Source organism: Bradyrhizobium sp. AZCC 1578 (assembly GCF_036924675.1).
Lineage (GTDB): Bacteria > Pseudomonadota > Alphaproteobacteria > Rhizobiales > Xanthobacteraceae > Bradyrhizobium.
In genome coordinates, this window is sequence record NZ_JAZHRZ010000001.1 from 7,289,007 (window position 1) to 7,314,181 (window position 25,175).

22 protein-coding genes are annotated in these 25,175 nt (G+C 63.1%); 12 read left to right on the top strand and 10 right to left on the bottom strand.

Annotated elements, in window-relative coordinates:
- The first annotated feature begins 25 nt into the window (after nt 1-25).
- The 5 genes from V1290_RS34730 to V1290_RS34750 all read left to right on the top strand — a co-directional run bounded on the left by V1290_RS34730 (nt 26) and on the right by V1290_RS34750 (nt 5,114).
- Nucleotides 26-1,321, top strand: a complete 1,296-nt coding sequence (locus V1290_RS34730) for an NAD(P)/FAD-dependent oxidoreductase (protein ID WP_334369269.1) — start codon at nt 26-28, stop codon at nt 1,319-1,321.
- 179 nt (nt 1,322-1,500) lie between these two features.
- Nucleotides 1,501-1,719, top strand: coding sequence for an alpha/beta fold hydrolase (locus V1290_RS34735; RefSeq protein WP_334368536.1), 219 nt, complete (start codon nt 1,501-1,503; stop codon nt 1,717-1,719).
- A 228-nt stretch (nt 1,720-1,947) separates the two neighbouring features.
- The gene (locus V1290_RS34740; RefSeq protein WP_334368538.1) at nt 1,948-3,054 is read left to right on the top strand and encodes a TRAP transporter substrate-binding protein; all 1,107 of its coding nucleotides are present in this window, start codon (nt 1,948-1,950) and stop codon (nt 3,052-3,054) included.
- A gap of 102 nt (nt 3,055-3,156) precedes the next feature.
- Nucleotides 3,157-3,720 carry a TRAP transporter small permease subunit gene (locus V1290_RS34745; RefSeq protein ID WP_334368539.1) on the top strand — a complete coding sequence of 188 codons (564 nt, stop codon included), beginning with the start codon at nt 3,157-3,159 and terminating at the stop codon, nt 3,718-3,720.
- A complete protein-coding gene (locus V1290_RS34750; protein WP_334368541.1) occupies nt 3,717-5,114 on the top strand; it encodes a TRAP transporter large permease in 1,398 nt (465 codons plus the stop codon). The genes V1290_RS34745 and V1290_RS34750 overlap by 4 nt, the downstream gene beginning before the upstream one ends.
- Nucleotides 5,115-5,231: 117 nt before the next feature.
- On the opposite strand, the gene ppx is transcribed toward V1290_RS34750, so the two are convergent.
- From ppx to V1290_RS34770, 4 genes are all read right to left on the bottom strand, one after another.
- The gene (ppx, locus tag V1290_RS34755; RefSeq protein WP_334368542.1) at nt 5,232-6,734 is read right to left on the bottom strand and encodes an exopolyphosphatase; all 1,503 of its coding nucleotides are present in this window, start codon (nt 6,732-6,734) and stop codon (nt 5,232-5,234) included.
- 12 nt (nt 6,735-6,746) lie between these two features.
- A complete protein-coding gene (locus tag V1290_RS34760; protein ID WP_334368543.1) occupies nt 6,747-8,939 on the bottom strand; it encodes an RNA degradosome polyphosphate kinase in 2,193 nt (730 codons plus the stop codon).
- 164 nt (nt 8,940-9,103) lie between these two features.
- The gene (locus V1290_RS34765) at nt 9,104-9,781 is read right to left on the bottom strand and encodes a chromosomal replication initiator DnaA (protein WP_334368544.1); all 678 of its coding nucleotides are present in this window, start codon (nt 9,779-9,781) and stop codon (nt 9,104-9,106) included.
- 119 nt (nt 9,782-9,900) lie between these two features.
- Nucleotides 9,901-10,443, bottom strand: a complete 543-nt coding sequence (locus V1290_RS34770) for a CDP-alcohol phosphatidyltransferase family protein (RefSeq protein ID WP_028346428.1) — start codon at nt 10,441-10,443, stop codon at nt 9,901-9,903.
- Between the two features lie 149 nt (nt 10,444-10,592).
- Between V1290_RS34770 and purM the strand changes: the two genes are divergently transcribed.
- The 3 genes from purM to V1290_RS34785 all read left to right on the top strand — a co-directional run bounded on the left by purM (nt 10,593) and on the right by V1290_RS34785 (nt 13,114).
- Nucleotides 10,593-11,666 carry a phosphoribosylformylglycinamidine cyclo-ligase gene (gene purM / locus V1290_RS34775; protein WP_334368545.1) on the top strand — a complete coding sequence of 358 codons (1,074 nt, stop codon included), beginning with the start codon at nt 10,593-10,595 and terminating at the stop codon, nt 11,664-11,666.
- Entirely contained in the window at nt 11,663-12,316 is a 654-nt protein-coding gene (purN, locus tag V1290_RS34780) for a phosphoribosylglycinamide formyltransferase (protein WP_334368546.1), read from the top strand. The genes purM and purN overlap by 4 nt, the downstream gene beginning before the upstream one ends.
- Before the next feature lie 66 nt (nt 12,317-12,382).
- The gene (locus tag V1290_RS34785; protein ID WP_334368547.1) at nt 12,383-13,114 is read left to right on the top strand and encodes a glutathione S-transferase family protein; all 732 of its coding nucleotides are present in this window, start codon (nt 12,383-12,385) and stop codon (nt 13,112-13,114) included.
- Between the two features lie 64 nt (nt 13,115-13,178).
- On the opposite strand, the gene V1290_RS34790 is transcribed toward V1290_RS34785, so the two are convergent.
- Entirely contained in the window at nt 13,179-13,382 is a 204-nt protein-coding gene (locus tag V1290_RS34790) for a cold-shock protein (protein ID WP_028346424.1), read from the bottom strand.
- Between the two features lie 360 nt (nt 13,383-13,742).
- On the opposite strand from V1290_RS34790, the gene V1290_RS34795 reads away from it, so the two are divergent.
- Entirely contained in the window at nt 13,743-14,882 is a 1,140-nt protein-coding gene (locus tag V1290_RS34795) for an autotransporter outer membrane beta-barrel domain-containing protein (protein WP_334368548.1), read from the top strand.
- A 104-nt stretch (nt 14,883-14,986) separates the two neighbouring features.
- Here the strand turns inward: V1290_RS34795 and V1290_RS34800 are convergent, their stop codons facing one another.
- Both V1290_RS34800 and V1290_RS34805 read right to left on the bottom strand, forming a co-directional pair.
- Complete coding sequence (locus tag V1290_RS34800) at nt 14,987-15,382, bottom strand: rhodanese-like domain-containing protein (protein WP_028346422.1); 396 nt, start codon at nt 15,380-15,382, stop codon at nt 14,987-14,989.
- A gap of 54 nt (nt 15,383-15,436) precedes the next feature.
- Entirely contained in the window at nt 15,437-16,021 is a 585-nt protein-coding gene (locus tag V1290_RS34805) for a carboxymuconolactone decarboxylase family protein (protein ID WP_334368549.1), read from the bottom strand.
- A 236-nt stretch (nt 16,022-16,257) separates the two neighbouring features.
- Between V1290_RS34805 and V1290_RS34810 the strand changes: the two genes are divergently transcribed.
- On the top strand, nt 16,258-17,289 hold the full coding sequence (locus V1290_RS34810; RefSeq protein WP_334368551.1) for an AraC family transcriptional regulator: 1,032 nt from the start codon (nt 16,258-16,260) through the stop codon (nt 17,287-17,289).
- Nucleotides 17,290-17,458: 169 nt separating this feature from the next.
- On the opposite strand, the gene rnd is transcribed toward V1290_RS34810, so the two are convergent.
- Nucleotides 17,459-18,607 (bottom strand): ribonuclease D, encoded by a 1,149-nt coding sequence (gene rnd / locus V1290_RS34815; RefSeq protein ID WP_334368552.1) that lies wholly within the window; start codon nt 18,605-18,607, stop codon nt 17,459-17,461.
- Between the two features lie 687 nt (nt 18,608-19,294).
- On the opposite strand from rnd, the gene V1290_RS34820 reads away from it, so the two are divergent.
- Nucleotides 19,295-19,915 (top strand): hypothetical protein, encoded by a 621-nt coding sequence (locus tag V1290_RS34820; protein ID WP_334368553.1) that lies wholly within the window; start codon nt 19,295-19,297, stop codon nt 19,913-19,915.
- Nucleotides 19,916-19,931: 16 nt separating this feature from the next.
- On the opposite strand, the gene V1290_RS34825 is transcribed toward V1290_RS34820, so the two are convergent.
- Entirely contained in the window at nt 19,932-21,404 is a 1,473-nt protein-coding gene (locus tag V1290_RS34825) for a protein adenylyltransferase SelO (protein ID WP_334368554.1), read from the bottom strand.
- A gap of 190 nt (nt 21,405-21,594) precedes the next feature.
- On the opposite strand from V1290_RS34825, the gene aspS reads away from it, so the two are divergent.
- Nucleotides 21,595-23,370, top strand: a complete 1,776-nt coding sequence (gene aspS, locus V1290_RS34830; protein ID WP_334368555.1) for an aspartate--tRNA ligase — start codon at nt 21,595-21,597, stop codon at nt 23,368-23,370.
- 13 nt (nt 23,371-23,383) lie between these two features.
- Here aspS and V1290_RS34835 read toward each other — a convergent pair whose 3' ends face one another.
- Entirely contained in the window at nt 23,384-25,138 is a 1,755-nt protein-coding gene (locus V1290_RS34835; protein WP_334368556.1) for a hypothetical protein, read from the bottom strand.
- Nucleotides 25,139-25,175 lie beyond the last annotated feature (37 nt).

Consider the following 25,175-nt stretch of genomic DNA (forward strand, 5'->3'; position numbering starts at 1 on the left):
GCACGTGCCAGATTTAAGTCATGCCGTGGTCATTGGCGCGGGCATGGCCGGCCTTACGGCCGCTCAGGCGATCTCAAGGCATTTCAGGAAAGTCACGGTCATCGAGCGGGACGTACTTCCGGCGGAGGCGGCGCCGCGAAGAGGGACGCCGCAATGCCAGCATGCCCACATGCTGCTCGCGGGCGGGCTGAAGGCGCTGGAAACGCTGTTTCCGGGATTTGAGAACGATCTGGCGGAAGCGGGCGCCGTTAAGGTCCGTACCGGGAAGGACATCCGGTTCGAGCGCCCCGGGTTCGACCCATTCCCCATTCGCGATCTCGGCTTCGATATTTTCAGCATGTCGCGCCCACTGCTCGAAGCCGTCACGAGAGAACGCGTTCTCCAAACCCCGAATATCGGCATTTGCATGCGCTCCCGCGTGATCAAGCTTGTCGCATCGCGCGATACGATGCGGGTCGAGGCGGTCCTTTATGAAAGCGATGATGGTCAGGCAGTCGCGGTGGAAGCCGATCTGGTTGTAGAAGCCTCTGGCCGCGGCGGCCTGACGTTGCAACTGCTCGAAGAGCTTTCTTTGCAGAAGCCCGAAGAAACCGAGATCGGCATTGATCAGGCCTATGCGAGCACCATTGTCGAGCGGCTCGATCACAATGCTGACTGGCTGGGCAATATCATGCTGCCGTCTGCACCCGCCAGCAGCCGCGGTGCGTTCCTGTTTCCGATCGAAAAACAGCGTTGGCTGCTTTCCATCGGAGGCAATCATGGCGATACGCCTCCGGGCGACCGCGCGGGATTTATGGATTTCGTCAGGAGCCTGCGTACCCCGACGATCTATGACGCGGTCAGGGACGCGCGCCCGCTGACTGATATCGTCCGCCACCAGTTGCCTTGCAGCACGCGGCGACATTTCGAGCGCCTTGAGTCTTTTCCGGCGGGGCTGCTTGCGACGGGCGATGCCCTCTGCCGCTTCAATCCAGTGTTCGGCCAGGGTATGAGCGTGGCAGCGCAGGAAGCCGTGATCATGGACCGGTTGTTGACGGAAGATGTCCCCATGGAGCGCCTGGCACGTGACTTCTTCGCTGCCATCCAGGACACCATCGCGACGCCATGGGGCGTTGCCGTCAACGATTTTGTCTATCCCGCCACGCGAGGCGTGCGGCCCGCCGATCTCGCGCAGCGCCTGCAATATGGTATGGCTTTGACTAAGCTCGCCGCGCAGGATCCCGAGGTGCACCGGCTGACCGTAGAAGTCTCGCAGCTCCTCAAGCCGCAGGCTGCGCTGCGTGAGCCAGCGCTCGCGGCGCGCGTGATGTCGCTAATATGAGGGGCAATGTGGGGGACCGTGATGGACTTTGTCACCGTGACGAACGGAGCGATCAAGCTCAACGTGGCCGTCAGCGGCTCGGGCCCGCTGATTGTCTGCGTCCATGGATTCCCGGAGCTCGCTTACTCCTGGCGGCACCAGATCGCGCACAGACACTCGACTTTGCCGAGCTGGCCGAATTGAGCGGACGCAGTATTGCGCAGCCATCGGCCTTCATCGCCGGCGAGCGCGATCCCGTGCGCGCCTTCGTCCCGGGCGTCGATCTTTACGCCGACCCCGGAGTTGCTTGCTCCGATTTCCGCAGCTCCACCATCATCCCCGGTATCGGACATTGGGTGCAGCAGGAGGCGCCAGAGAAGACTAACGCAGCGCTCGAGGCGTTCGTGCGGGGGCTGTAGCGCGATCGTGCGGTGCAACAAGCACCGGTAAATCCATCGGCACGATTCCGCGCAAGAGTACAGCTACGGTGCAGCAGTCTGCCGGCCCTTGCTGCGGTCAGAAAGCAAGATGACAACTTGGCGCGATGGTGGCAGGATGGTGGCAGACGTGGTTTCAAGCTTGGCGACTGAGAAGAAACGAAGAAAAGCGATCGCCAAGGTCACGTTGTCCAAGGGAGGAGAGGACTCATGAAACGCTTGTTTCTGGGATTAATCGCCGTTGCCTTGTTCGCATCGGCGTTTGTCGGATCCACCACTACAGTCGTGGCGCAGACGAAGGTGCTGAAGATGCAGGCCACATGGCCGGCGTCGCTTACGCTCTATGATAACTTCACCTACTTCGCCGAGCGGGTGAACAAACTATCGGCCGGCACGCTGAAGATCGAGGCGATGCCCGCCGGCCAGGTCGTGCCGGCCTTCGAGGTGCTGGACGCGACCAACAAGAAGGTGCTCGACGGAGCGCATGCGTGGGCCGGCTACTGGACCGGCAAGAACAAGACCGCGATCCTGTTCACCGGCGGTCCCGGCGGCACGTTCGGCATGGACTACATGGACGTGATGGGCTGGCTCTATCACGGCGGCGGCCTCGAGCTGTACAACGACTTCTATCAGAAGGAGCTCAAGCTCAATCTGGTCGTGTTCCCCATCCTGCCCGCAGGGCCGCAGGCGTTCGGCTGGTTCAAGAAGCCGATCCAGACGGTCGAGGATATGAAGGGCATGAAATGCCGCCAGACCGGCATGGCCGGCGAAGTGTGGCAGGCACTCGGCTTCACGGTGGTCAACATGCCGGGCGGCGAGATCATTCCCTCCGCGCAGCGCGGCGTGATCGATTGCGCGGAATGGGTCGGCGGCATCGAGGACATGCAGCTCGGCTTCCACAACGTATGGAAGTACCACTATTCCCCCGGCTTGCATGAGAACGTGACGGTCGGCGAAATCGTGATCAACGGCGATGTGTGGAAGGAGCTCAGCGCGCAGCATCAGGAGATCATCAAGTCGGCGGCCAACGAGACATTCCTCGTCTGGTGGACCAAGTGGCAGCGCCAGAACGCCGATGCGCTGATTGAAATGCAGCAGAAGCACGGCGTACAGATCCTGCGCACGCCGACCGAGATCCTGCTGACCTTCATCAAAAAGTGGGACGAGATCGCGGCGGCCGAGAGCGCCAAGAACCCGTTCTTCAAGAAGGTGCACGACTCGCAGAAGGCCTATGCCAGCGCCGTGGTGCCGTACAAGCGGTCCTATTTCCCGCCGTACTCCTTCATGGCGAACTACTACTTCCCCGTCGAGAAATAGGGCTTCGTCCGAGGGCGGCCGGTTTCGGCCGCCCCCATTCACGCGCAGCCGGCCTGCGTCGCGCCGCAACGCGCCGCACCGACGTCGGCGGTAGGGGGAGGAATGGCTGAGATAACTGACAGACAGTCGCCGGCGCTGCTGGCTGCAATCCGGGTCATCGATGGCTTCACCGACCGGACCGGCACGATCATCTCGTGGCTGTCGGTGCCGCTTGTTCTGGCCGTCGCCTACGAGGTTACAGCGCGCTATTTGTTCAACGCGCCGACCATCTGGGCCTACGACGCAACCTACATGCTCTACGGCTCGCTGTTCATGCTGGGCGCTGCTTACGCGCTGCACAAGGGCGCTCATATACGCACCGACTTCTTCTGGGAGAAGTTCTCCGTCCGCAGGAAGGGCTGGATCGATACGATCTCCTATATCGTCTTCTTCTTCCCGAGCTTGATCATGCTGTTGCTGATTAGCTGGAACGAATTTCACTACGCCTTTCAGATCAACGAGACCTCGGACCAGACACCATGGCGACCCGTGCTGTGGCCGTTCAAGTTCGTCGTGCCGCTTGCCTGCTTCCTGCTGCTCATCCAGGGCGTGTCCGAGTTGATCAAGAGCATCTACATGATGCGCACCGGTGTCGAGCTCGAGCACAAGGAGAAGGTCGAGATATGACCGCAGAAGCGCTCATCGGCCTCATCATGCTTCTGGTCCTGCTTGGAGCGATCTTCATCGGCGTGCCGATCTCGTTCACACTGCTGTTTCTCGCCTTTTCGTTCGGCTACTGGGGCATGGGCTCAACGGTCTTCGAACTAGGCTACTTCCAGACCATCGGCATGATGAAGGAGGAACTGCTGGCCGCCGTGCCGCTGTTCATCTTCATGGGCTTCATCACCGAGCAGGCGGGCCTCATGGAGCGCCTTTTTACGGCGTTCCGCATGCTGCTTGCGCCGGTGCGCGGCGCGCTCTTCCTCGTCGTCATCCTGACCTCGACCGTGTTCGCGATGGCGACTGGTATCGTCGGAGCAGCCGTCACCGTTCTTGGCATCATGGCCTCGCCGATCATGACGAAGGCGGGTTACGACGCCAAGCTTTCAGCGGGCACCATCACAGCGGGCGGCACGCTCGGCATTCTCATTCCACCGTCGGTGATGCTGATCGTGATGGGCCCGGTGCTCGGGGTGTCGGTCGCCGATCTCTATGCCGCAGCCTTCGGGCCGGGCTTCCTGCTGGCCGGCCTCTACATCAGCTATCTGATGGTGCGCGCCTTCATGAATCCCAAGCTCGGGCCGCCGGTGCCGATGGACGAGCGGATCTACTCGGCGGCGTACATTGCGCGCGAGGTGATCATCGGCACGCTGCCCCTGCTCGGGCTCATCACGGCGACGCTTGGCTCGATCATCGGGGGGCTTGCGACACCGACGGAGGCCGCCGGCATCGGCAGCGTCGGTGCGCTGATCCTGTCCATCGCATATGGCAGGTTCTCACTCAGCGGACTGCAGCGCGCGCTGATCTCGACGATGGCGACGTCGAGCATGGTGCTGCTGCTCGCGGTCACGTCGAATATTTTCGGTGCGGTGTTCGCTCGTCTCGGCTCGGCGAACTGGATCACCGAGACGATGCTCGGCCTCCAGTTGCCGCCAAGCCTCATGCTGATTGTCGTGCTCTTTCTCATTTTCCTGCTGGGTTGGCCGTTCGAATGGCCAGCCATCATCCTGGTGTTCCTGCCGATCTTCTATCCCGTTGTGAAGGGCATGGGCATCGACCTGATATGGTTCGGAGCGTTGGTTGCGGTGGTGCTGCAGACCGCCTTTCTGTCGCCGCCGGTCGCCATGTCGGCGTACTATCTCAAGCAGGTGGTCAAGGGCTGGAGTCTCGCGACGATTTACGCCGGCATGTTCCAGTTCATGATCCTGCAGGTGATCTGCGTTGGGCTGATGGTTGCCTTCCCCGGCATTGCGACCTGGTCTCCCGCACACGCTGCACGAGGCGTCACGCAGTCAGGTGATTCCCGAGGAGTACAAGAAAATCCTGGAGCAGCAGAAGCGGGCCCCGTCCCTGGAAGATGAAGACTGGCTGACACCAAAAAAGAAGTAGCCGGGTGTTGTGCGTGCCGGCTCCAAAAAGCAGGCTGTGGCGGAAAGGACGACAAACGGAAGGCGCGTTGTGAACGCCGCCTTTCCGTCTTACTTCCGCACGATCGAGCCGGCGCGCCCGACGAGCCGCGCCAGTTGCTTGAAGCGGCTGCCAACGCGGTCGGCGACGAGATCGACCATGCGATGCTCAAACACCAGCATCAGCTTGCGGCCGTTGGTGCGGAAATGCGTCGCGGGCAACACGCCGGTGCGCGCGGCCGTTATCAGGTGTGCGACGCGGAACGCCGCGCCGAGAAGGCGCGCACGCTCATCCATCGCCGGCGGCACCAGCCCGCGGACGCGCTCCGGCGGCTCGTTCTCTTCGCTCAAGCCCGCATAGCGGTAGAACACCGACAGCGCGACAAAGGCGCGGCCTTGATGGCTGATCGAGCCGAAATTGCCGTTGGTGATCAGGCTCAGCGTTTCCTCGCCGCGGTGGTCGGGGTGCACGCGCCATCCGATATCGGAAAGCAGGCAGGCGGCGTGGCGCAGGCGGCGGTCCTCCTCGGTCTCGCGCAGCTTCACGACCCGCACAAGCCGATCGGTCCATGCAACCAGTTCCTCGGCGTGGCGTGCGGAGCGCGACAATAATCCATTCAGGGTTTGGGCTGCGCAGATGAATCCGTCCTTGGCGCGCTCCTGCGGCGGCAGCATCTCGTAGAGCAGGCCCTCGCGGACACCAAAGGTGGAAAACACGATCGTCTTCGGCTGGCCGACGCGGATGATGTATTCGAGCACCAGCGCCGCATAGGTGAGGAGCGGACGCCGTGCATCCGCGACGACTTCGATGTCGGCGAGCATATTGGCGGCCGCCAGCCGGCGCAGGCGCCGGGCGAAATCGAGCGCGTCGGCGGCAGGTAACGAATAGCCATGCATCACGCGTAGCGGATAGCCGCTTTGGACGATGTGAATACGTGCGAGCGCGCGCCAGGTGCCGCCGACCGCATAGAAGGTGCGGCCATGGCCGGCCTTGAGCTGGGCGACGCCGGACAGATCGTCGCGGACGATGCGCTCGGCGCGCTTCAAGGATTTCTCCGAGAGATCCTGTAGCGCCAGGCTTCCCAGCGGCAGCGTGACGCCGCTGTGGACCCGGTTTTTCTCCACATCGATCAGTTCGAGCGAACCGCCGCCGAGATCGCCGACGATGCCGTCGGGATTGTGGATGCCGGAGATGACGCCGAGCGCGGACAGTTTTGCCTCGCGCGGACCGGACAGGATCTGAATCGGTGCGCCGCAGATGCGCTCGGCTTTGGCGATGAAGTCGGGACCGTTCTTGGCGTCGCGGCAGGCGGCCGTGGCGATGGCGAAGACGCGCTCCACCTGCTGGATGCGGCACAGCGCGCGAAATCGCCGTAGCGCCGTCAGCGCCTTGGTAACCGCATCCTCAGCCAACAGGCCGGTGCTCTGCACCTCGCGGCCGAGCCCGCACAGCGCCTTTTCGTTGAAGATGGTGACGAGGCTGCGCGCCATCGTCTCATAGACGACGAGACGAACCGAGTTCGAACCGATGTCGATGACGGCGACGCTGGAAGCGCGCTTGCGCGGCCGCTTCACAGCGGCGCTCCTTTATGACGATTGCTGACGTTCGGTACGGCGCGTGAGGCGGCGCGGCGAAGATTCCTTGAGAGACTTTCCACGTCCAGACAGGCTCGGATTCGTCATGAAATAGTTATGCAGGTTGAACGGCTCTTCGCCTTTCGCGGCCTTCATACGCGTTGAAGACCCATCCGGCAACAATTGCCAGCTCTGCTCGGTATCCTTCAGATTCGCGACCATGATCTGTTCGAGAACCTGCTGATGTACCGTGGGATTTTGCAATGGACAGAGGACTTCGACCCGGCGGTCGAGGTTCCGCGGCATCATGTCGGCGGACGAGATATACACAGCCGCCTTGGGCCCGGGCAGCCCTTGCCCCATACCAAAGCAGTAGATTCGGCCGTGCTCCAGGAAGCGGCCGATCACCGATTTGACGCGGATATTGTCCGATAGCCCGGGCAGGCCGGGCCGCAGACAGCAGATGCCGCGCACCACCAGTTCGATCGACACGCCGGCCTGTGAGGCCTCGTAGAGCGCGTCGATGATGTCGGGGTCGACCAGCGAATTCATCTTCATCCAGATCGCGCCCGGCTTGCCGTGCCTTGCGTGATTGGTCTCGCCCTTGATGTGTTCGATGATGCGCTGGCGTAGCGTCAGCGGCGACACCGCCATCCGCTCGATGTCGCTCGGCTCCGCATAGCCGGTGATGTAGTTGAACACCCGCGCCGCGTCGCGGCCGATGATCGGGTCCGACGTGAAATAGGAAAGGTCGGTATAGATGCGCGCGGTGACCGGATGATAATTGCCGGTGCCGGTATGCACATAGGTCGTCAGGTTACCGCCCTCGCGCCGCACCACCATCGACAGCTTGGCGTGCGTCTTCAGTTCGAGAAAGCCGTACACGACCTGCACGCCGGCGCGTTCGAGGTCGCGCGCCCAGCGGATATTGGCCTCCTCATCGAACCGCGCTTTCAGCTCGATCAGCGCGGTCACCGACTTGCCGGCTTCCGCGGCCTCGGCGAGCGCCCGCACAATCGGAGAATTGCTCGAGGTGCGGTAGAGCGTCTGCTTGATGGCAACGACGTCGGGGTCGCGGAGGGCTTGCTGCAGGAATTGCACGACGACGTCGAAGGATTCGTAAGGATGATGGACGATGAGGTCCTTTTGCCGGATCGCCGCGAAGATGTCCCCGGCGTGGTCGCGCACTCGCTCGGGATGGCGCGGCACATAAGGCACGAATTCGAGATCGGGACGGTCGAGCCGGGTGAGCTGCGACAGCTCGTTCATCGCCAGCACGCCGTCGACCAGAAACACCTCGTCGTCGGCGGCGGAAAGCGCCTGCTGCACGAAGGTGCGCAGCGCTTCCGGCATCTTGGCTTCTATCTCCAGCCGGATCACCGAACCGCGCCGCCGCCGCTTCAGCGCAGTCTCGAACACGCGGACCAGATCCTCGGCCTCTTCCTCAATTTCGAGTTCGGAGTCGCGGATGATGCGAAACGCGCCCTGGCCCTTGACGGTGTAACCGGGGAACAGGCGGCCGATGAACAGGCCGGTGGCCTGCTCCAGCGGGATCAGGTGCACTGCGCCGTCCTTGGGCATGCGGATGAAGCGGTCGATCTTGCCGGGCATGCGGATCAGCGCGTTCATCGCCTTGCCGTCGGAAGTCCGCAACAATTGCAGCGCGATGGTGAAGCCGAGGCTCGGGATGAACGGGAACGGGTGAGCGGGATCGATCGCCAGCGGCGTCAGCAGCGGGAAGATGCTGCGGAGGAAGTGATCCTCGAGCCAGCCGCGCTCCGCCTTGGTGAAGTCGTGGCCGTCGACCAGCATGATGCCGGCGTCCGACAGGGTGGTGCGCAGATCGCGCCAGATCGCCTGCTGATCGGAAGCTAGTTCCGAAACCGTCTTGTTGATGAGAGTGAGCTGCTCGGACGGCGTCAAGCCATCGGGGCTGCGCTCGGCGATGCCTTCACGGACCTGCGCCTTGATGCCGGCGACGCGAACCATGAAGAATTCATCAAGGTTATTGGCCGAAATCGACAGGAATCGCACCCGTTCCAGCAACGGATGGCCGGGATTGACCGATTCCTCGAGCACCCGGCGGTTGAAATGCAGCCAAGATAGTTCCCGATTGATGAATCGCTCCGGGCTCGTGACGATCGCGGACGGAGCTTCGGCAATCGGCTCTTTTTCTTTTATTTCAACGGCTTGTACCAATTCCATAAGGCTTTGATCCATCGCGAGCGAGGCAGGGCCGACTTTAGTGGCAGGGCCGACTTTAAGGGAAAGCGGCCCACAGCATGTGATACGCCGATGACGTTTCAATGACATTGATGTTCCGCGTACAGCCGGCGTCAAGGCGGCAGGACGCAGCAGGAGCTACCCGATCAGGCGTTGCGCAAGAGTTCCGCGGCCAGCGCCCGGGTGACCGGCCGGCCGAGCCGCAGCGCCTCGGTATCCAGGAGCTCGATCGCCTGGCGAGCAGCGGCATAGGACCGTTCGATTCGGGTGGCGAGGTAGCTCACCACCGTCTCGTCGATGCTCAATTGGCGGTCCGCGCAGAATTTGACGATCAGGCCACGAAACAACAGGTCATCCGGCGGCAATAGCGACACGAGGGGGGCGGCGCGCAGCCGCGACCGGAGATCGCGCAGCTCGATCTCGAACGCCGCCGGTGGAACGCGTCCCGTGATCAGGACGAACGCCCCGTCCTCGCGTGCCAGGTTCAGCAGATGAAACAAGGCGCGTTCGTCGAAGTCGGCAGGCCTCAGATCCTCGACCACCAGTGCCCCGGTGGCGAGTGCGCCGGGGACGGCAGCGGCGTTGAGCGCGTGGGCTGAGATCGAGCGCGCGCCCGCCTGTTCGGCCCAGATCGCGGCGAGATGGCTCTTGCCGGATCCCTCCGGCCCCGCCAGCAGCATGATGCGGTTCGGCCAGTCCGGCCAGCTTTCGATCAGCGAGAGTGCGGCTTCATTGGCCGGACCCTCGAGGAAATTGTCGCGCGTCAGGCTCTCCGCATGCGGCAGCGCAAAGGCAAGCTGACGAGGTTGAACGCGAACTACCACGCAAATCTCCAGGCCGGGATCTTCAGGCCTTCATAGCGCTTTCGAGCGAAAGCCTGTCCCGGACTTGATCCGGGCGGGCACGGCTTGCGAGAAAAAACGCGCAAAAACAAAAGAACAACCTAGCGCGCTTCGATCGTGCTCATGTGCCGCACCCATTCGACGAGATAGAGCGAGACGGAAACCAAAGTAAAGACCGTAACAAAACCCATCAGGATCACGTCATAGGGCGCCGGCTTGAAGTTGAAACCGAGCGACGCCAGCACCAGCGCCGCGAACGCCACCTGCGCCACCGTGTTGAGCTTCGACACCATCAGGGGCTTCATCGGGATCGGCTTGTCGAACAGCCATGACACGATCACGGCCGTCACGATCATGATGTCGCGCGACACCACGAGGATGACGAGCCAGCGCGGCACCGCACCCCAGATGCCGAGCGCCACGAAGATGGAAACCAGAAGTGCCTTGTCGGCAAGCGGGTCGAGCAGGGCGCCCAGTTCACTCGACATGTTGAAGCGCTTGGCGAGAAAGCCATCGACGGCGTCGCTGACCCCTGCAATGACGAAAATCGCAAACGCGATTTCCATCTGGCTGGAAACGATCGCCCAGACGATGACCGGCACCAGAATGATGCGCCCCAGCGTAATGATATTTGGAATGCTCAACTCGGTCGCTTCCCGGCTCCCGGCCTAAATCCGGCCCCTGGCGGGTACAGCCGGCTCTTATCTACATAGTATATGCGCCAAGCGCTTGCGAGCCATTGCAGGATCGCGGAATTCCTCGTAACCAGCCGTCATCATACTGGAATTTGGGCATGAACGACCGCAAAAACGGGCTGACTTACGCGGATTCGGGCGTCGATATCGATGCGGGCAACCGCCTGGTCGATCTCATCAAGCCGATGGTGCGCGCCACCGCCCGGGCTGGCGCCGATGCCGAAATCGGCGGTTTTGGCGGCTTGTTCGACCTCAAGGCGGCGGGTTTCAAGGATCCGGTGCTGGTGGCGGCGACCGACGGCGTCGGCACCAAGGTCAAGATCGCGATCGAGACCGGCCTGCATGGCGGTATCGGCATCGACCTGGTGGCAATGTCGGTCAACGACCTCGTCGTGCAGGGCGCGGAACCGTTGTTCTTCCTCGACTATTTCGCCTGTGGCAAGTTGGACCCCGACGCCGCGGCGGCCATCGTGGCAGGCGTCGCCGAGGGCTGCCGGGAGTCCGGCTGCGCCCTGATCGGCGGCGAGACCGCCGAGATGCCGGGGCTCTACAAGGATGGCGATTACGACCTCGCAGGCTTTGCGGTGGGGGCTGCCGAGCGCGGCACGCTGTTGCCTACCGCGGACATTGCCGTGGGCGACGCCGTGATCGGATTGGCCTCATCCGGCATTCATTCCAACGGCTTTTCGCTGGTCCGCAAAATCGTCGCACAATCCCGCGTGGCTTTCGATGCGCCGGCGCCGTTCTCGCCGGTCATGACGCTGGGCGGCGCGCTGCTGACGCCGACGCGGCTCTATGTGAAATCCTGCCTGCGCGCGATCCGCGAAACCGGCGCGATCAAGGGGCTTGCCCATATCACCGGCGGCGGCTTCACCGACAACATTCCACGCGTGCTGCCAAAGCACCTCGGCGTCGGCATCGATCTGGCGCGGCTGCCGGTGCTGCCCGTGTTCAAATGGCTGGCGGAGCAGGGCGGCATCGCCGAACTCGAAATGCTGCGCACCTTCAACTGCGGCATCGGCATGGTTGCCATCGTCAAGCCGGATGCGGTCGAGAAGGTGACGGAGATCCTGACTGAAAGCGGCGAGACCGTCGCCTTGCTCGGCGAAGTGATCCCGGCTGCGAGCGAACATCGCGTGGCCTACAACGGCCATCTCGATCTCGCGCAATGAAGCGCCGGGTCGCCATCCTGATCTCGGGGCGTGGGTCGAACATGGCCGCGCTGATCGATGCGGCGAAGGCTGCGGATTTTCCGGCCGAGATCGTCGCCGTCATTTCCAACCGGGCCGATGCGCCTGGGCTCGCGAAGGCAGCTGCGAGCGGCATCCCGACACTGGTTGTCGAGAGCAAGCCGTTCGGCAAGGACCGCGCGGGCTTTGAGGCCGTCCTGCAGCGGGCGCTGGATGAAAAGCAGGTCGAACTGATCTGCCTCGGCGGATTCATGCGGCTGTTCACCGCCGAATTCGTGCAGCGCTGGTACGGAAAAATGCTCAACATCCATCCCTCGCTGCTACCATCCTTTCCGGGTCTCGATCCGCACGGTCAGGCGCTGCAGGCCGGGGTCAAGATCTCGGGCGCGACCGTGCACTTCGTGATTCCCGAAACCGACGCCGGCCCGATCGTGATGCAAGGCGCGGTGACGGTGGCCGACGACGATACGGCAGAGACGTTGTCGCAGCGCATTCTCGGCATCGAGCATCGCATCTACCCCGAGGCACTGCGCTTGCTTGCCAGCGGAAAGCTCCGCCTCGAAGGCGAGATCTGCAAGGTCGCCGACGGAGCCGACCGCGACGGCACCCTGATTTCGCCGCGGACGATCTGATATTATCCGCAAGGTGTGCGCGAACGAGCGCGGCGACCGCGCTCCGCTAAATCCATTGAGGTTTCCATGATCACGCTCTATGGCTCCGGGCCCAATTTCGGCCTTCCCGACGCAAGCCCGTTCGTGACCAAGGCCGAGACCTTGCTACGGATGTCGAAACTGCCGTTCAGAAAAGCGCCGATGAGCTTTTCGAAAGCACCCAAGGGCAAAATTCCCTACATCGAGGACGACGGCCAATTGCTCGGCGATTCCACGCTGATCCGCTGGCATCTCGAAAAGAAATACGGCATCGATTTCGACCAGGGCCTCAGCGCCGAGCAGCTCGCCATCTCCTGGGCCTTCGAGAAGATGGCGGAGGACAATCTCTACTGGGCCAGCGTCTACTTCCGCTGGATGATCGAGGACAATTTCCGCAAAGGTCCGGTCAATTTCTTCAGGGGCGTGCCGGCGCCGGTCCGGCCGGTCGTGGTTTCGATGGTCCGCCGCCGCCTGCGCAAGACGCTGCACGGCCAGGGAATCGGCCGTCACTCCAAAGACGAGATCACCGCGATCGGGATCCGCTCGATCGACGCGATGGCGGCCTATCTCGGCGACAAGCCGTTTTTCATGGGCAGGGAGCCCGCCGGCATCGACGCCACGATGTTCGCCTTCGCGGTCTGTGCGATTTGTCCGCTGTTCGAGTCGGATTTGCAGCGGGCGGCCGCAAGCCATGCCAACCTGCGGCGCTATGTCGGCCGGATGACCGCGCGATTCTATCCGGAACTCAGCGAGATCGCCGGCTGCGGGGCGGCGGCCTGAATTCCAGGGCAGGGCGCAAACAAAAGCCCCCGGCGAGGCCGGGGGCAATTTGCGACGATGAAGTCTACGTGACCTTGAGGTTTTCCGCGGACGTCTTGCCGCGGTTTTCGACAAGGTCGTACTCGACGTGCTGGTTCTCGTTGAGAGTGGTGAGCCCCGCACGCTCGACGGCCGAGATGTGGACGAACACGTCCTTCTCGCCGACCGCCGGTTTGATGAACCCATACCCCTTGGTGGGGTTGAACCACTTGACGCTGCCCTTGTGCATCGCCATCGCCTGTCTCCAAGTTTGGTCTAGATACAAAAAAGACGCGGCCACGTTTTCCACGTGCCACGCCACAAACGGGCTTCCCGGTAGCTGCTAGATTTCCTGCTCGCGAAACGCACAGTCGAACGGCCTGAATCCGATTGCGCTTGGGATTGCAACACGAAATTTGGGCGTTCGCAAGGTTCTGGCGGGCTCCGGCAAATCGTTCTGGTGTCGCCGGCTGTGGCAGCCGAACCACAATCGCGCCTATTCGGCAGTGCGCCGATTGACCGTTTGCGCGAACTAGGGGCAAATCGTTACGGTTTATCGGCATTTGCGCATTTTTTCGGGCTGGCGCTTTCGCCCTCTGGAATGGACTACATGCGCGGCTCACGGCGGCCTTCGCGAGCATGGAGAATCGGAACCGGGCACGCGCTTGCATGTCTGGCCGCGATTGCGTTCGCGCTCATCACCGCCATGTCCGCCGCCCACGCGCAATCGCCGACGCCCACGCCAACCCCGACACCCACGCCTTCGCCGACGCCTAGCCCGACTCCGACCATGATCAATTCGACGGTCTTATCAAGCGCGACACTGACCAATCTCGGCAGCAATTTCCTGGAACGGCTGGGCAGCCAGTCGAGCAATGGTTTCAACCGTCTGCAGCGGACCAATCCGGGCGGGGGCGGCGCCTCCGAGAGCACGGAAGCGCCGCGCTACCGGACCTGGTTCGAAGGCTACGGGAACTGGACCAAGAACGGCGCGGTCGGCGATTTCGTCGGCGACAGCAGAAGGACCTGGGGCGGCGTGGCCGGCATTGGCGCGCGCGTGATGCCGGGCGTCAATATCGGCTTCTCGGTCGACCAGAGCCGCTCGGCGATCGACATTCCGTTGGCGCTGCAATCGGCCACCATTGATCTAACTCAGCTTGGCTTCACGGCCTCCGTCGACAGCGGGCCGTGGACCTGGGCCAGCGCAGTCGTGCACGGCTTTGGCAACATCAATTCGCGCCGAGACACGGGGCTCGGGATTGCGACCGCCGGATACAATGCGCGGCTCGACGGCGTGCTGAGCGAGATCAGCTATTACTGGTCCAAGGACCAGGCACGCGTCGTGCCCAAGGCCGCGTTCGAATATGTCCGCGCGCGGACCGGATCGCTGCAGGAGATCGGCGGCCTCGATCCCGTGGCGGCAACGGGCGCCACCGTGGAGCGCGCGCGGCTGCTGATCGGCGCGGAGATCGGCCATTACTGGATCTTCGATGGCAAGATTTTCGACCTGTCGGGCTACGGCAAGTTCGTCGACAATGTCGTGCAGAATTTCTCCGACATCACGGTCACCCTTGGCGCCCAAAGCCTCACGCTGCAGGGCATCGGCGAGAGCCGGTATGGCGCCGACGCCGGCGCCTCGGTCTCGCTGAGCCTGACCAACACCGCGCGCCTCTACGTCAATTACGACGGAAAATTCCGCGCCGCGATGCAGTCGCACCAAGGCACGCTCGGGCTGGAATTGAAATGGTAGCGAGCTGTACTAGTTCGGCCCACCGCGCCATGCACGGCGAGGCCCGCCACTCGGGCGGCGGCTCGGATATTTCGCGCTAGTTCAAGTGATGACGATTACGATTGTCACATGTCAGGCTCTATCGGCTTATCGATCGCCTCGCCGCTCTCGGCCCAGTCCTTGAAGGCGCCGAGATTGTAGACATTGGGGTACCCCATATCCTTGAGCACCTTGCCGCCAAGCGCGGATCGTCCGCCGGACGCGCAATAGAGGATGACCGTCTTGTCCTTGGCAAAATTCTTGTCGTGGTAGGGCGTCTCGGGGTCGGCGCGGAACTCCAGCATGCCGCGGGAGACATGGATGGCTCCTGCGACCTTGCCGCTCTTCTCCACTTCCGGCGCGTCACGCACATCGACGACGAGGGTGTTTCCTTTCGCAATCATTTCCTTGGCCTGCGCGGGCGTGATGCGCGGCACCGCTGCGTTGGCGGCTTCCATCATCTGTTTGACGCTGGTGGTCATAGTCATCTCCCTCTTATGCTCGGTTGAAAGTCCTGGGTTGAAAAAATCTCTTCATCAGATTGCTCGACCGACCGTCATCGCCTTGCGAAAATCGGCGTCTGCGTCGATGAAGGCCGGCTCCGGGCCGGCGCCGACCGCATCGAAGAACCGCGCGACGAAACAGCGGAACGCGGCGCAGAGCGCGATGTCGCAGATCTGGACGTCGGTGAAGCCCACCGCTCGCAGCCGCTCGATGTCTTTCGCCGTCACGCGGGACGCGTCGCTTGCGATCGTCTCGGCATAGCGCAGCATTTCGACGTCCCGTTCGCTTAGTCGCGCCGAGGCGAAGTTGCGTCGCACGGCCATAACCGCTTCCTTCGAGCCGAGGTCGGCGAGAAGCTGCTTGCCGTACACGTGCGAGCAGTAGGTGGACGGCACCTGCTTTGCTGCGACGAATGTGATCAGCCGCCAGTCGCGCGGACTTAGCGAGAAGCCGGTGCGGATCTTGTCGGCGAACTCCTGGTAGATCGGCAGAAGATCCGGCCGCGCGGTCCAGCAGCGCGTCGCGGACATTACGAAGCCGCTCTGGGCTTTCTGCGCTGCGTAGAGCTTGGCGATGCGGCCTGTCGCCTCAGTTTCGTCAACCGTCTTGAGAAACATCCAAAATCTCCGTTCGTGAAACAATTTCCGCGGCCAGTGCCGCATAAAATCCGGCCGGTTCTGCCACGACGGACCGGCTATGGCCCGATCGACCGCATCGGGCGGGCCGGGAAAGCTCGCTTCAACCGAACCGGACGGTGAACTAAGGCCGGGCCAGCGTCGACACAATGATCGGGGCGCTCAGATTCTTTGCCGAGACGCTACGCACCGTTTAGTGATCCAGCCCTGGAGGCCAAATGGACGTTTTGTCCGAGGTTCTGCGCGTCATCCGTGTGTCGGGCGCCATTCATTTCAATGCCGAGTTTACGCGGCCATGGTCGGTCGTGACCTCCCCACCGGACTTGCTGGCTTCGCGGTTGATGCCGGGCGCGGAAGCGATCACGCTGTTTCACCTGGCAATGAACGCCGGCTGCTGGATCACATGCGGCAAGCTCGAACCGATCAGGATTGAGGCCGGCGACGTTCTGGTGTTTCCGCGCGGCGATCAGCACGTCATGACCAGCGACCCGGGGCTTGCTCCCGTCACGATTGCCAGCATCTTCCCCAAGGCGTCGGCCGAGCAGATCACCTGGGTGAAGCATGGCGGGGGCGGGGAGGAGACGCGCTTTGTTTGCGGCTACCTGCATTCCGACCAACGGTTCGGGCCGCTGCTCGATGCGATGCCGGCATTCATTTGCGTCCGCCTGCGCAATGGTAAGGTCATCCTCGACGCATTTTCTGATACCGCGCGCTATGCGGAGCCGGTCACGCTCGATCAGGAGGCCGGCTGGTGGCAGGCTGCGACCGGTCAGCTCATCGCCGAAGCGATGCGGCCAGGTCCCGGAAACCGCGCCATGCTCGCGCGCTTGTCCGAGCTGCTCTTCATGGAGGTGGTGCGCTGGCAGCTTATCCATGTCGCCGAGGGGCGTCGCGGCTGGCTGGCGGGCCTCAACGATCCCCATGTCGGCCGGGCGCTGACGCTGCTTCACGCCGAGCCGGCGCGGCCCTGGACCGTCGAGGAACTGGCAGACCGCGCGGCGATCTCACGCGCCGCGCTGGGCAAGCGCTTCGTCGAGCTGGTCGGCGAGGCGCCGATGACGTATCTGGCCGGATGGCGGATGCACCTCGCCAGGCGACTGCTTCGCGATAGCGGCCTCAGCCTTGCCGAGATCGCTTCCCGTGTCGGCTACGAATCCGAAGCCGCCTTCAACCGCGCCTTCAGCCGCCTCGTCGGCGCGCCTCCCGGCACATGGCGGCAGAGCAAGGGGCTGTCGCAGGCCGGTGCATGAGGCGGCTGTGCCGAGATTCGATCGAAGGATGGCGCGGTGCGCAGCCGCAGAAGTGCGGTCTCGGAATCTCGATGCCGATCGTGACGCCGGTCGACGCTTCGGATCGGGAAGCCGCCCACCTGGCGGCCTACTTGAGCAGCATCCGGGAAACGTTCTCGGAAGTTGTTACTCACGTCCGATCGACCCGGACGACCCTGCCTTTTTCGATCGCAAGCGCCAGTCTGCCGTGCTTCAGTGCCAGCGCCGCTTCGCCGAACAATTCGCGGCGCCAGCCGTGGAGGGCAGCGACGTCGGCGTGGTCGTCGGCGGCGATCTGGTCGAGATCGTCGACGGTCGCGATCACCTTGCTGGCGACGGCGTGGCGCTCCGACGTCATCCGCAGCAGCACTTTCAGGAGCTCGACGGTCGCGGCGCCATTCGAACCGCCGCGCGGTTTTTCGATCTTCGGCAAGGTGGCGTGATCGCGGGCGAGGCCGCGCTGCACGGCGGCGATGATGTCGCTGCCCCATTTGGAGCGGTCAAAGCCCTTCGGCAACGAGCGCAGGCCGGCAAGGCGCTCGAGCGAGGTCGGGGCGTGGGTGGCGATGTCGCCGACTGCATCGTCCTTCAGCACGCGTGAGCGCGGCACGTCGCGGCTTTGCGCTTCCTGCTCGCGCCAGGCCGCGACTTCCATCAGCACGGCAAGCTCTTTCGGCTTGCGCACCCGCGTCTTCAGCCGCTCCCAGGCGCGCTCGGGGTGGAAATCGTAGGTCCTTGGCGAGGTCAGGACTTCCATCTCCTCGCTGACCCAGTCGCTGCGGCCGCGCTTCTTCAGGTCGGCATCGAGGGCGGCAAAGACGTCGCGCAAATGAGTGACGTCGGAGATCGCGTAATGCATCTGCTCCGGCGTCAGCGGCCGGCGCGACCAGTCGGTGAAGCGATGGGTCTTGTCCGGCCGGTGACCGGTGACGCGCTCGACGAGCTGGTCATAGGCGATGCTGTCGCCATAGCCCAGCACCATCGCCGCGACCTGCGTATCGAAGATCGGGTGCGGAATGGTGCCGGACTGGTGCCAGACGATCTCGATGTCCTGGCGGGCGGCGTGAAACACCTTCAGCACCGCCTCGTTGCCCATCAGGTCGAAGAACGGCTTGAGGTCGATGCCGGGCGCCAGCGTGTCGATCACGACGGCTTCGTCCGCGCTTGCCATCTGCACGACGCAGAGCAGGGGGTAGTACGTCGTTTCCCGCAGGAACTCGGTATCGACTGTGATGACCTTGTGTTGGGCGAGCCGGGAGCAGGCGGCGGCGAGGTCGGAAGTGGTGGTAATCAGATCCATGAACAATCCATGACGCGTCGGACAGGCGTTCTGCCGAAAACGCTGATATGTCAAGGGTGTCGCGGAGGATTTGAGCCTTGCATTTGAGCCTGAGCACGGCTTTTTTGCGTCGGCTTGAGGGCCGGACCCAGAACGTCATCGCCTGGCTTGACCGGGCGACCCAGTATCCCAGAGACGCTGGTGATTAATCGAGAGGCCGCGGCGTCCTGGATACCCGCCTTCGCGGTATGACGGTGCTGAAGTCGATCACTCGTAGCGCACGTGCCGCGGCCGGCGCCGGCCGGACGGGATCGCGAGCACGATGAGGCAGAGCGCAATCAGCACCATTCCCATGAATTCGAAAGCAAAGGCGTCCACGGCAATTCTCCCCTGATAAACCGATAGAATTGTGGGGAGCGCGTTGACCGTTTCTTAATTTTTGGAACCGGGAGTGGCCGCGCGTGCGCGGATGGTGGATGGGCGCTTAAGGATCGCGGTTAACGGGCGGGTGCGGCGCGAGGGGTACACGCTTCCAACTCCCACCAACGTTACATCTTCTCAACCTCTCGGCGCGCAGATTGCCGACCGCACGCTGGTGGACCAAGAGAACCTAACATGAAATGGCTTGGAATTGCCTTTGCCCTGATTCTCGGCGCTCTGGTGCTGTACGACATATCGTACCCCAGCCTGACGCTGCGATACCGTTTGGTGCTTGAGGCCGAGGTTGATGGCGAACCCAAGATTGGATCGAGCGTCGTCGAAGTCACCTACAGCAAGCAATCCAGATTCGCTGGTCAGAGTGATCTTGCAGGCAGTTACCGAGGGGAGGCCGTCGTCCTCGATCTCGGATCGCGCGGGACGCTGTTTGCGCTGCTGAACGCCGGCTCCGACAGTCGGTCGATGCCGGAGTCGATCATTCTGCGCGCGTTCAATTTCGACGGTGGCGCATTTCCCGGCCCCACGGTGGACGAGGGACTCAAAAAGCTTCGGCAATTGCCCGGCAAGCGCGAACTGCCGTTGACAAGCCTTCCGATGCTGGTTCGCTTTCGCGATCTCAACGATCCGATGACGGTAGAAAAAGTCGATCCGCTCGACATCAGCAAGAGCTTCGGCGGTGGCGCAAGGCTGGTGCGTGCCACACTCGAAATCGTGCCTGTAGGAATTTGGCCGCTCAATTCGTTCGGCATGACCGGCGAGCCGATAACGACGGGAGTCGAGAAGAGGCTCCCTTGGTTGATCGGGATGACGAGCAACATCGACGGGACGTCATCTACCTCGAGCACTGTCTTATCGAACGTGCTGCATGTGGGTGACTTCAAAGGGAGGTAGATCACCTATCGCGACGTCACGTCCCGCAAAACGTCCGCAGCACGCGCTGGTCGGGGAGTGGCGGCTCTGTGTAGGCCGCGAACTCCGGCTGATCCTCATACGGCTTCGACAGCACCGTCAGCAATTCCTCGAACGGCGCGTAGTCGTTGTTCACGGCCGCTGCGATCACGGCTTCGACGCGGTGGTTGCGTGCGATGAAAGCCGGATTCACCGCGCGCATCGCGGCCTGCCGTTCGGCGGCGGATTGCGGTTCGTCGGCGAGGCGCTGGCGCCAGCGTGCGGCCCACTCGTCGTAAGCGGCGGGATCGGTGAACTGATCGCGAACCTTGTTCTCGGCGGGATCGCCGGCGGCATCGGTGAGGCGTCGGAAGGTGAGGGTGAAATCGGCCGTGTTCTTCGCCATGGCGTCGAGCAGATCCTGGATCAAAGCTTCGTCGCCGTCGCGTTCGGTGAACAGGCCGATCTTTTTGCGCAGTCCGGCCTGATAGGTGGCAGTGAATTTCTCTGCGAATTCGCCGAGGATGAACTGCGCCTGTTCGATCGCCTTGTCCTGGTCGTCGGAGAACAGCCGCAGCAGGCATTCGGCGAGCCGCGTCAGATTCCACAGCGCGATGCGCGGCTGGTTGGCATAGGCGTAGCGACCCATCTCGTCGATCGACGAGAACACCTGCGCGGGGTTGTATTCGTCCATGAAGGCGCAGGGGCCGTAGTCGATGGTCTCGCCGGAGATCGAAGTGTTATCGGTGTTCATCACGCCATGGATGAAGCCGACCAGAAGCCAGCGCGCGACGAGATCGGCCTGGCGGGCGACGACGGCTTCGAGCAACGCATGATAGGGACGCTCGGCCTTCGCGACATCGGGATAGTGCCGCGCGATGACGTGGTCGGCGAGCGCCCGCACGCCCTCAGTGTCGCCGCGCGCAGCGAAAAACTGGAAGGTGCCGACACGGACATGGCTTGCGGCGACACGCGTGAGCACCGCGCCGGGCAGCATGGTCTCGCGCATCACGCCCTCGCCAGTGACGACGGCGGCGAGCGAACGGGTGGTGGGGATGCCGAGCGCAAACATCGCCTCACTGACGATGTATTCGCGCAAGACCGGCCCAAGCGCGGCGCGGCCGTCACCCCGGCGCGAAAATGGCGTAGGCCCGCTGCCCTTGAGCTGGATGTCGCGGCGGACGCCGTCCTTGTCGATGACCTCGCCGAGCAGGATGGCGCGGCCATCGCCGAGCTGGGGCACGAACTGGCCGAACTGGTGGCCGGCATAGACCATCGCGATCGGATCGGCGCCCTCAGGCACGCGCTTTCCGGCGAGGATTTCCGCGCCTTCCGAGCTCTCCAGCACATCTGGATCGAGGCCGAGCTGGATAGCCAACGCCCGGTTCAGCTTGATCAGCCTCGGGGCGGCGACCGGGGTAGGGGCCACACGGGCGAAAAAATTCGCCGGCAACGCCGAATAGGTGTTCTGGAACGGGAAATGAATGGTCATGACCTAAAGATAGGCGCAGCCCCGGAATAGGCAAACGGCCCGGATGCCGGCCTGCGAAATGGCCGTTTTTCAGCCGAAAACCGCCCCGCCATTGGTTGCCGCCCCCGGCTGCGTCGGGTAAACCCTCCGCAACTTCGGACTGGCTTTGGCCCCCGATTCTCAACCTCCGACATCTGTTTTTGGGACTTCCATGCATCGCTACCGGTCACATACATGCGGCGCGCTCCGTGAGAGCGACATCGGGCAGATCGCCCGTCTTTCCGGCTGGTGCCATCGCATCCGCGACCATGGCGGCGTGCTGTTCATCGATTTGCGCGACCATTACGGCATCACCCAATGCGTCGCCGACCCGGACTCGCCGGCGTTCAAGGAAGTGGAAAAGTTCCGCTCGGAATGGGTGGTGCGGATCGACGGTAAGGTGCGCCGCCGTCCCGAAGGGACCGACAATCCGGAACTGCCGACCGGCAGGGTCGAGGTTTACGTCAGCGAGATCGAGGTGCTGGGACCTGCCGGCGAGCTGCCGCTGCCGGTGTTCGGCGAGCAGGAATATCCCGAAGATATCAGGCTCAGGTACCGCTTCCTCGACCTCCGTCGCGAGAAGCTGCACCAGAACATCATGACCCGCGGCGCGATCGTCGATTCCATGCGCCGGCGGATGAAGGAGCAGGGCTTCTTCGAGTTCCAGACCCCGATCCTGACTGCGTCCTCGCCGGAAGGCGCGCGCGACTTTTTGGTGCCGTCGCGAATCCATCCGGGAAAATTCTACGCGCTGCCGCAGGCGCCGCAGCAGTACAAGCAGCTCCTGATGATGTCGGGCTTCGACCGCTACTTCCAGATCGCGCCGTGCTTCCGCGACGAGGATCCGCGCGCCGACCGCCTGCCGGGCGAGTTTTACCAGCTCGATGTCGAGATGAGCTTCGTCACGCAAGAAGATATTTTTGCGGCGATGGAGCCGGTTGTCACCGGTGTGTTCGAGGAGTTTGCCAAGGGCAAGCCGGTCACCAAAGGCTGGCCGCGGATTCCGTTTGCGGAAGCTCTGCGCAAATACGGCACCGACAAGCCGGACCTGCGCAACCCGATCGTGATGCAGGACGTCTCCGAGCATTTCCGCGGCTCCGGCTTCAAGGTGTTCGCGCGGATGCTGGAAGACCCGAAGAACCAGGTCTGGGCGATCCCCGGCACCGGCGGCGGCAGCCGCGCGTTCTGCGATCGCATGAATTCCTGGGCGCAAGGTGAAGGCCAGCCCGGCCTCGGTTACATCATGTGGCGCGAGGGCGGCGAGGGCGCGGGTCCGCTCGCCAACAACATCGGCGTGGAGCGGACGGCTGCGATCCGCGACCAGCTCGGCATGAAGGAGGGCGATGCCGCCTTCTTCGTCGCGGGCGATCCGGAAAAATTCTGGAAGTTTTCGGGCCTCGCTCGCACCAAGGTGGCCGAGGAGTTGAACCTGATCGACAAGGATCGGTTCGAACTCGCCTGGATCGTCGACTTCCCGATGTACGAGTACAACGAGGAAGACAAGAAGGTCGACTTCTCGCACAACCCGTTCTCGATGCCGCAAGGTGGACTGGACGCGCTCAACGGGCAGGACCCGCTGACCATCAAGGCGTTCCAGTACGACATCACCTGCAACGGCTACGAGATCGCCTCCGGCGGCATCCGCAACCACAAGCCGGAAGCGATGGTGAAGGCGTTCGAGATCGCGGGCTATGGCGAGAAGGACGTCGTCGAGCGCTTCGGCGGCATGTATCGCGCATTCCAGTACGGCGCCCCGCCGCATGGCGGCATGGCGGCCGGCGTCGACCGCATCGTGATGCTGCTGTGCGGGACCACGAACCTGCGCGAAATCTCGCTGTTCCCGATGAATCAGCAGGCCGTGGACCTCCTGATGGGCGCGCCATCGGAGGTCACGACCAAGCAGCTCCGCGAGCTCCACATCCGGCTCAACCTGCCGGATAAGGGATAGAGCACGCGACGGCTCAGAGCGCCGTCGTTGCCTCTAGCCGGAACTGCGCTAAGGCAACGAGCGGATCGGTCTGAAGTAGCTCGAATAGCTGCATCACCGGCACCTTGCCGAGTGGTGTGAGCTTGATCGTGAGCGTTGTTCCCGGCGTCTCGATGAATCGCGCCAGCGAATCCACCACCGCCTCTGCATCGGGATTGCTGGCCGCCGTTTGGGCGCCGCTGTCCCTAACGTCCTTGACGATCGCCTGCCGCGCCGCGTCGCGGCTGATGTTCTGCATCCGGGCATAATGGGCGACCGCGCGATCAACGGCACCGAGATCGCGCACCGTGAGCTCGATTCCGCCGGCCTCGATTTGCGTCGCCATGGCGGCTGCCTGAAGCGGATTGATCGAGAAAACCTCGCGCGGCACGTTGGCGAGCGAAATTCTTGCCGACGCTTTCAGCATGCCGCCAAGCTCGACCGTTGCCGGCTCCAGCACGAATGAGCGTGATGCTTCGGTCCACACCGTGCCGAGATCGAGATCGAGCGCCAACTTGTCGAGGCCCGTGGCAATCAGCATTCGCTGGCCGGGATCCGTCGTGTCGAGGGGGCCGGACATCTTCGCGATCAGCCGTGCCTTGCTCGGAACAGGTCCGACGAACTGTCCCCAATCGAGGCTGATGAGGTCGACGTTGATCGGCCGGCCGGTGTTCTTGTAGGGCGCTGTGAAGCCTTTGAGCTCGGCGCCCTCGAGCAGAGCGATCATGCCGAGCGCTAGGTCGGGCGATGGCGGTTGCGCCGGGTTCGAGAACTGCGCGCTCAAGCGCAACAAGCCGGCGATATCCACGCTTTTGAGGGCGAAGCGGCTGAGCTTGACGGGGCCCTGGGGCGTGCGGCCGTCAAAACCCTCGACCGCAAACTCGCCGGTCTTTCCGTTCTCCAGACTGAAGCGCATCGACGCGAGCTTGAAGCCGCCCTCCGGCATATCCATCGAAAGGCCGCGTATCTCGGCGTTTCCGATCCGCATGCCCTCGTAGATTTTGGCTGCCCGTTCCATCATTTCGCGCGCCTGCGCTGGCGTGGGCTGGGCCGTGCCGGACGGTATCGTTGCCAGCAGCGCAGCCAACTGCAGCCGCGAGGGCCGCGCCCCGATATCGTCGGCCGTCAGTCCCTCGATACGCACCGCCGGACCTTGTCCTGAGGTGATCGTATAGGCGCCGGTGCTAATCTGCCGGTAGACGCGGTAGTATTGGTCGTCATTGGTGCGCTGCGGATCGAGGATGGCTGCGGCGGCTAGCGTATCGACGTCCTGCGCAGCGAGATTGGCCAGGTCTCCGGTCACCTTCTCGGGCTTGCCCTTCGGTTGCGTGGTCGCTGTGAATGTCATTCGGTCGAGAGTGACGGCGGCGATCTTGCCGGCCTTCATGTCGCGCAGCGTAAGGTTGGAATAGGCGAATTCTCCCTTCCCCAGCGCCGGGTTTCCGGAGTTCATGGTGCCGGCAACACTGGGTGCCGTGATCGAGGAGGCGGTGAGTGCACCAAACTGTTCGATAAGCAATCGATACAGGTCTATCGTCGACGAGGACGCCGGTGGCCGCGGCAGGCCTGCCGGACCGGAAAAATCCTTCGCCGCGATCCGCGGCACCTTGTAGGTGACTTGCCAATCTGCCCCTGTCGGCATGCTGGCATTGATTTCGAGGTCGATCGCCTCGATCGCATCGGCCGAGAAACGTGCCGTATCCGGCTGACCGACGCCGGAGGCTGTGATGCTGGCAACCTTCACGCGCACCGGCGGCTGCGTTGCCGATTCAGTCGCGATATCGTCA

Coding starts and splice junctions, on each gene's coding strand:
- V1290_RS34740 (WP_334368538.1), top strand. CDS start 1,948: ATGAAACGCTTGTTTCTGGGATTAATCGCCGTTGCCTTGTTCGCATCG.
- V1290_RS34745 (WP_334368539.1), top strand. CDS start 3,157: ATGGCTGAGATAACTGACAGACAGTCGCCGGCGCTGCTGGCTGCAATC.
- V1290_RS34750 (WP_334368541.1), top strand. CDS start 3,717: ATGACCGCAGAAGCGCTCATCGGCCTCATCATGCTTCTGGTCCTGCTT.
- V1290_RS34760 (WP_334368543.1), bottom strand. CDS start 8,939: ATGGAATTGGTACAAGCCGTTGAAATAAAAGAAAAAGAGCCGATTGCC.
- purM (WP_334368545.1), top strand. CDS start 10,593: ATGAACGACCGCAAAAACGGGCTGACTTACGCGGATTCGGGCGTCGAT.
- purN (WP_334368546.1), top strand. CDS start 11,663: ATGAAGCGCCGGGTCGCCATCCTGATCTCGGGGCGTGGGTCGAACATG.
- V1290_RS34785 (WP_334368547.1), top strand. CDS start 12,383: ATGATCACGCTCTATGGCTCCGGGCCCAATTTCGGCCTTCCCGACGCA.
- V1290_RS34790 (WP_028346424.1), bottom strand. CDS start 13,382: ATGCACAAGGGCAGCGTCAAGTGGTTCAACCCCACCAAGGGGTATGGG.
- V1290_RS34795 (WP_334368548.1), top strand. CDS start 13,743: ATGCGCGGCTCACGGCGGCCTTCGCGAGCATGGAGAATCGGAACCGGG.
- V1290_RS34800 (WP_028346422.1), bottom strand. CDS start 15,382: ATGACCACCAGCGTCAAACAGATGATGGAAGCCGCCAACGCAGCGGTG.
- V1290_RS34805 (WP_334368549.1), bottom strand. CDS start 16,021: ATGTTTCTCAAGACGGTTGACGAAACTGAGGCGACAGGCCGCATCGCC.
- V1290_RS34810 (WP_334368551.1), top strand. CDS start 16,258: ATGGACGTTTTGTCCGAGGTTCTGCGCGTCATCCGTGTGTCGGGCGCC.
- rnd (WP_334368552.1), bottom strand. CDS start 18,607: ATGGATCTGATTACCACCACTTCCGACCTCGCCGCCGCCTGCTCCCGG.
- V1290_RS34825 (WP_334368554.1), bottom strand. CDS start 21,404: ATGACCATTCATTTCCCGTTCCAGAACACCTATTCGGCGTTGCCGGCG.
- aspS (WP_334368555.1), top strand. CDS start 21,595: ATGCATCGCTACCGGTCACATACATGCGGCGCGCTCCGTGAGAGCGAC.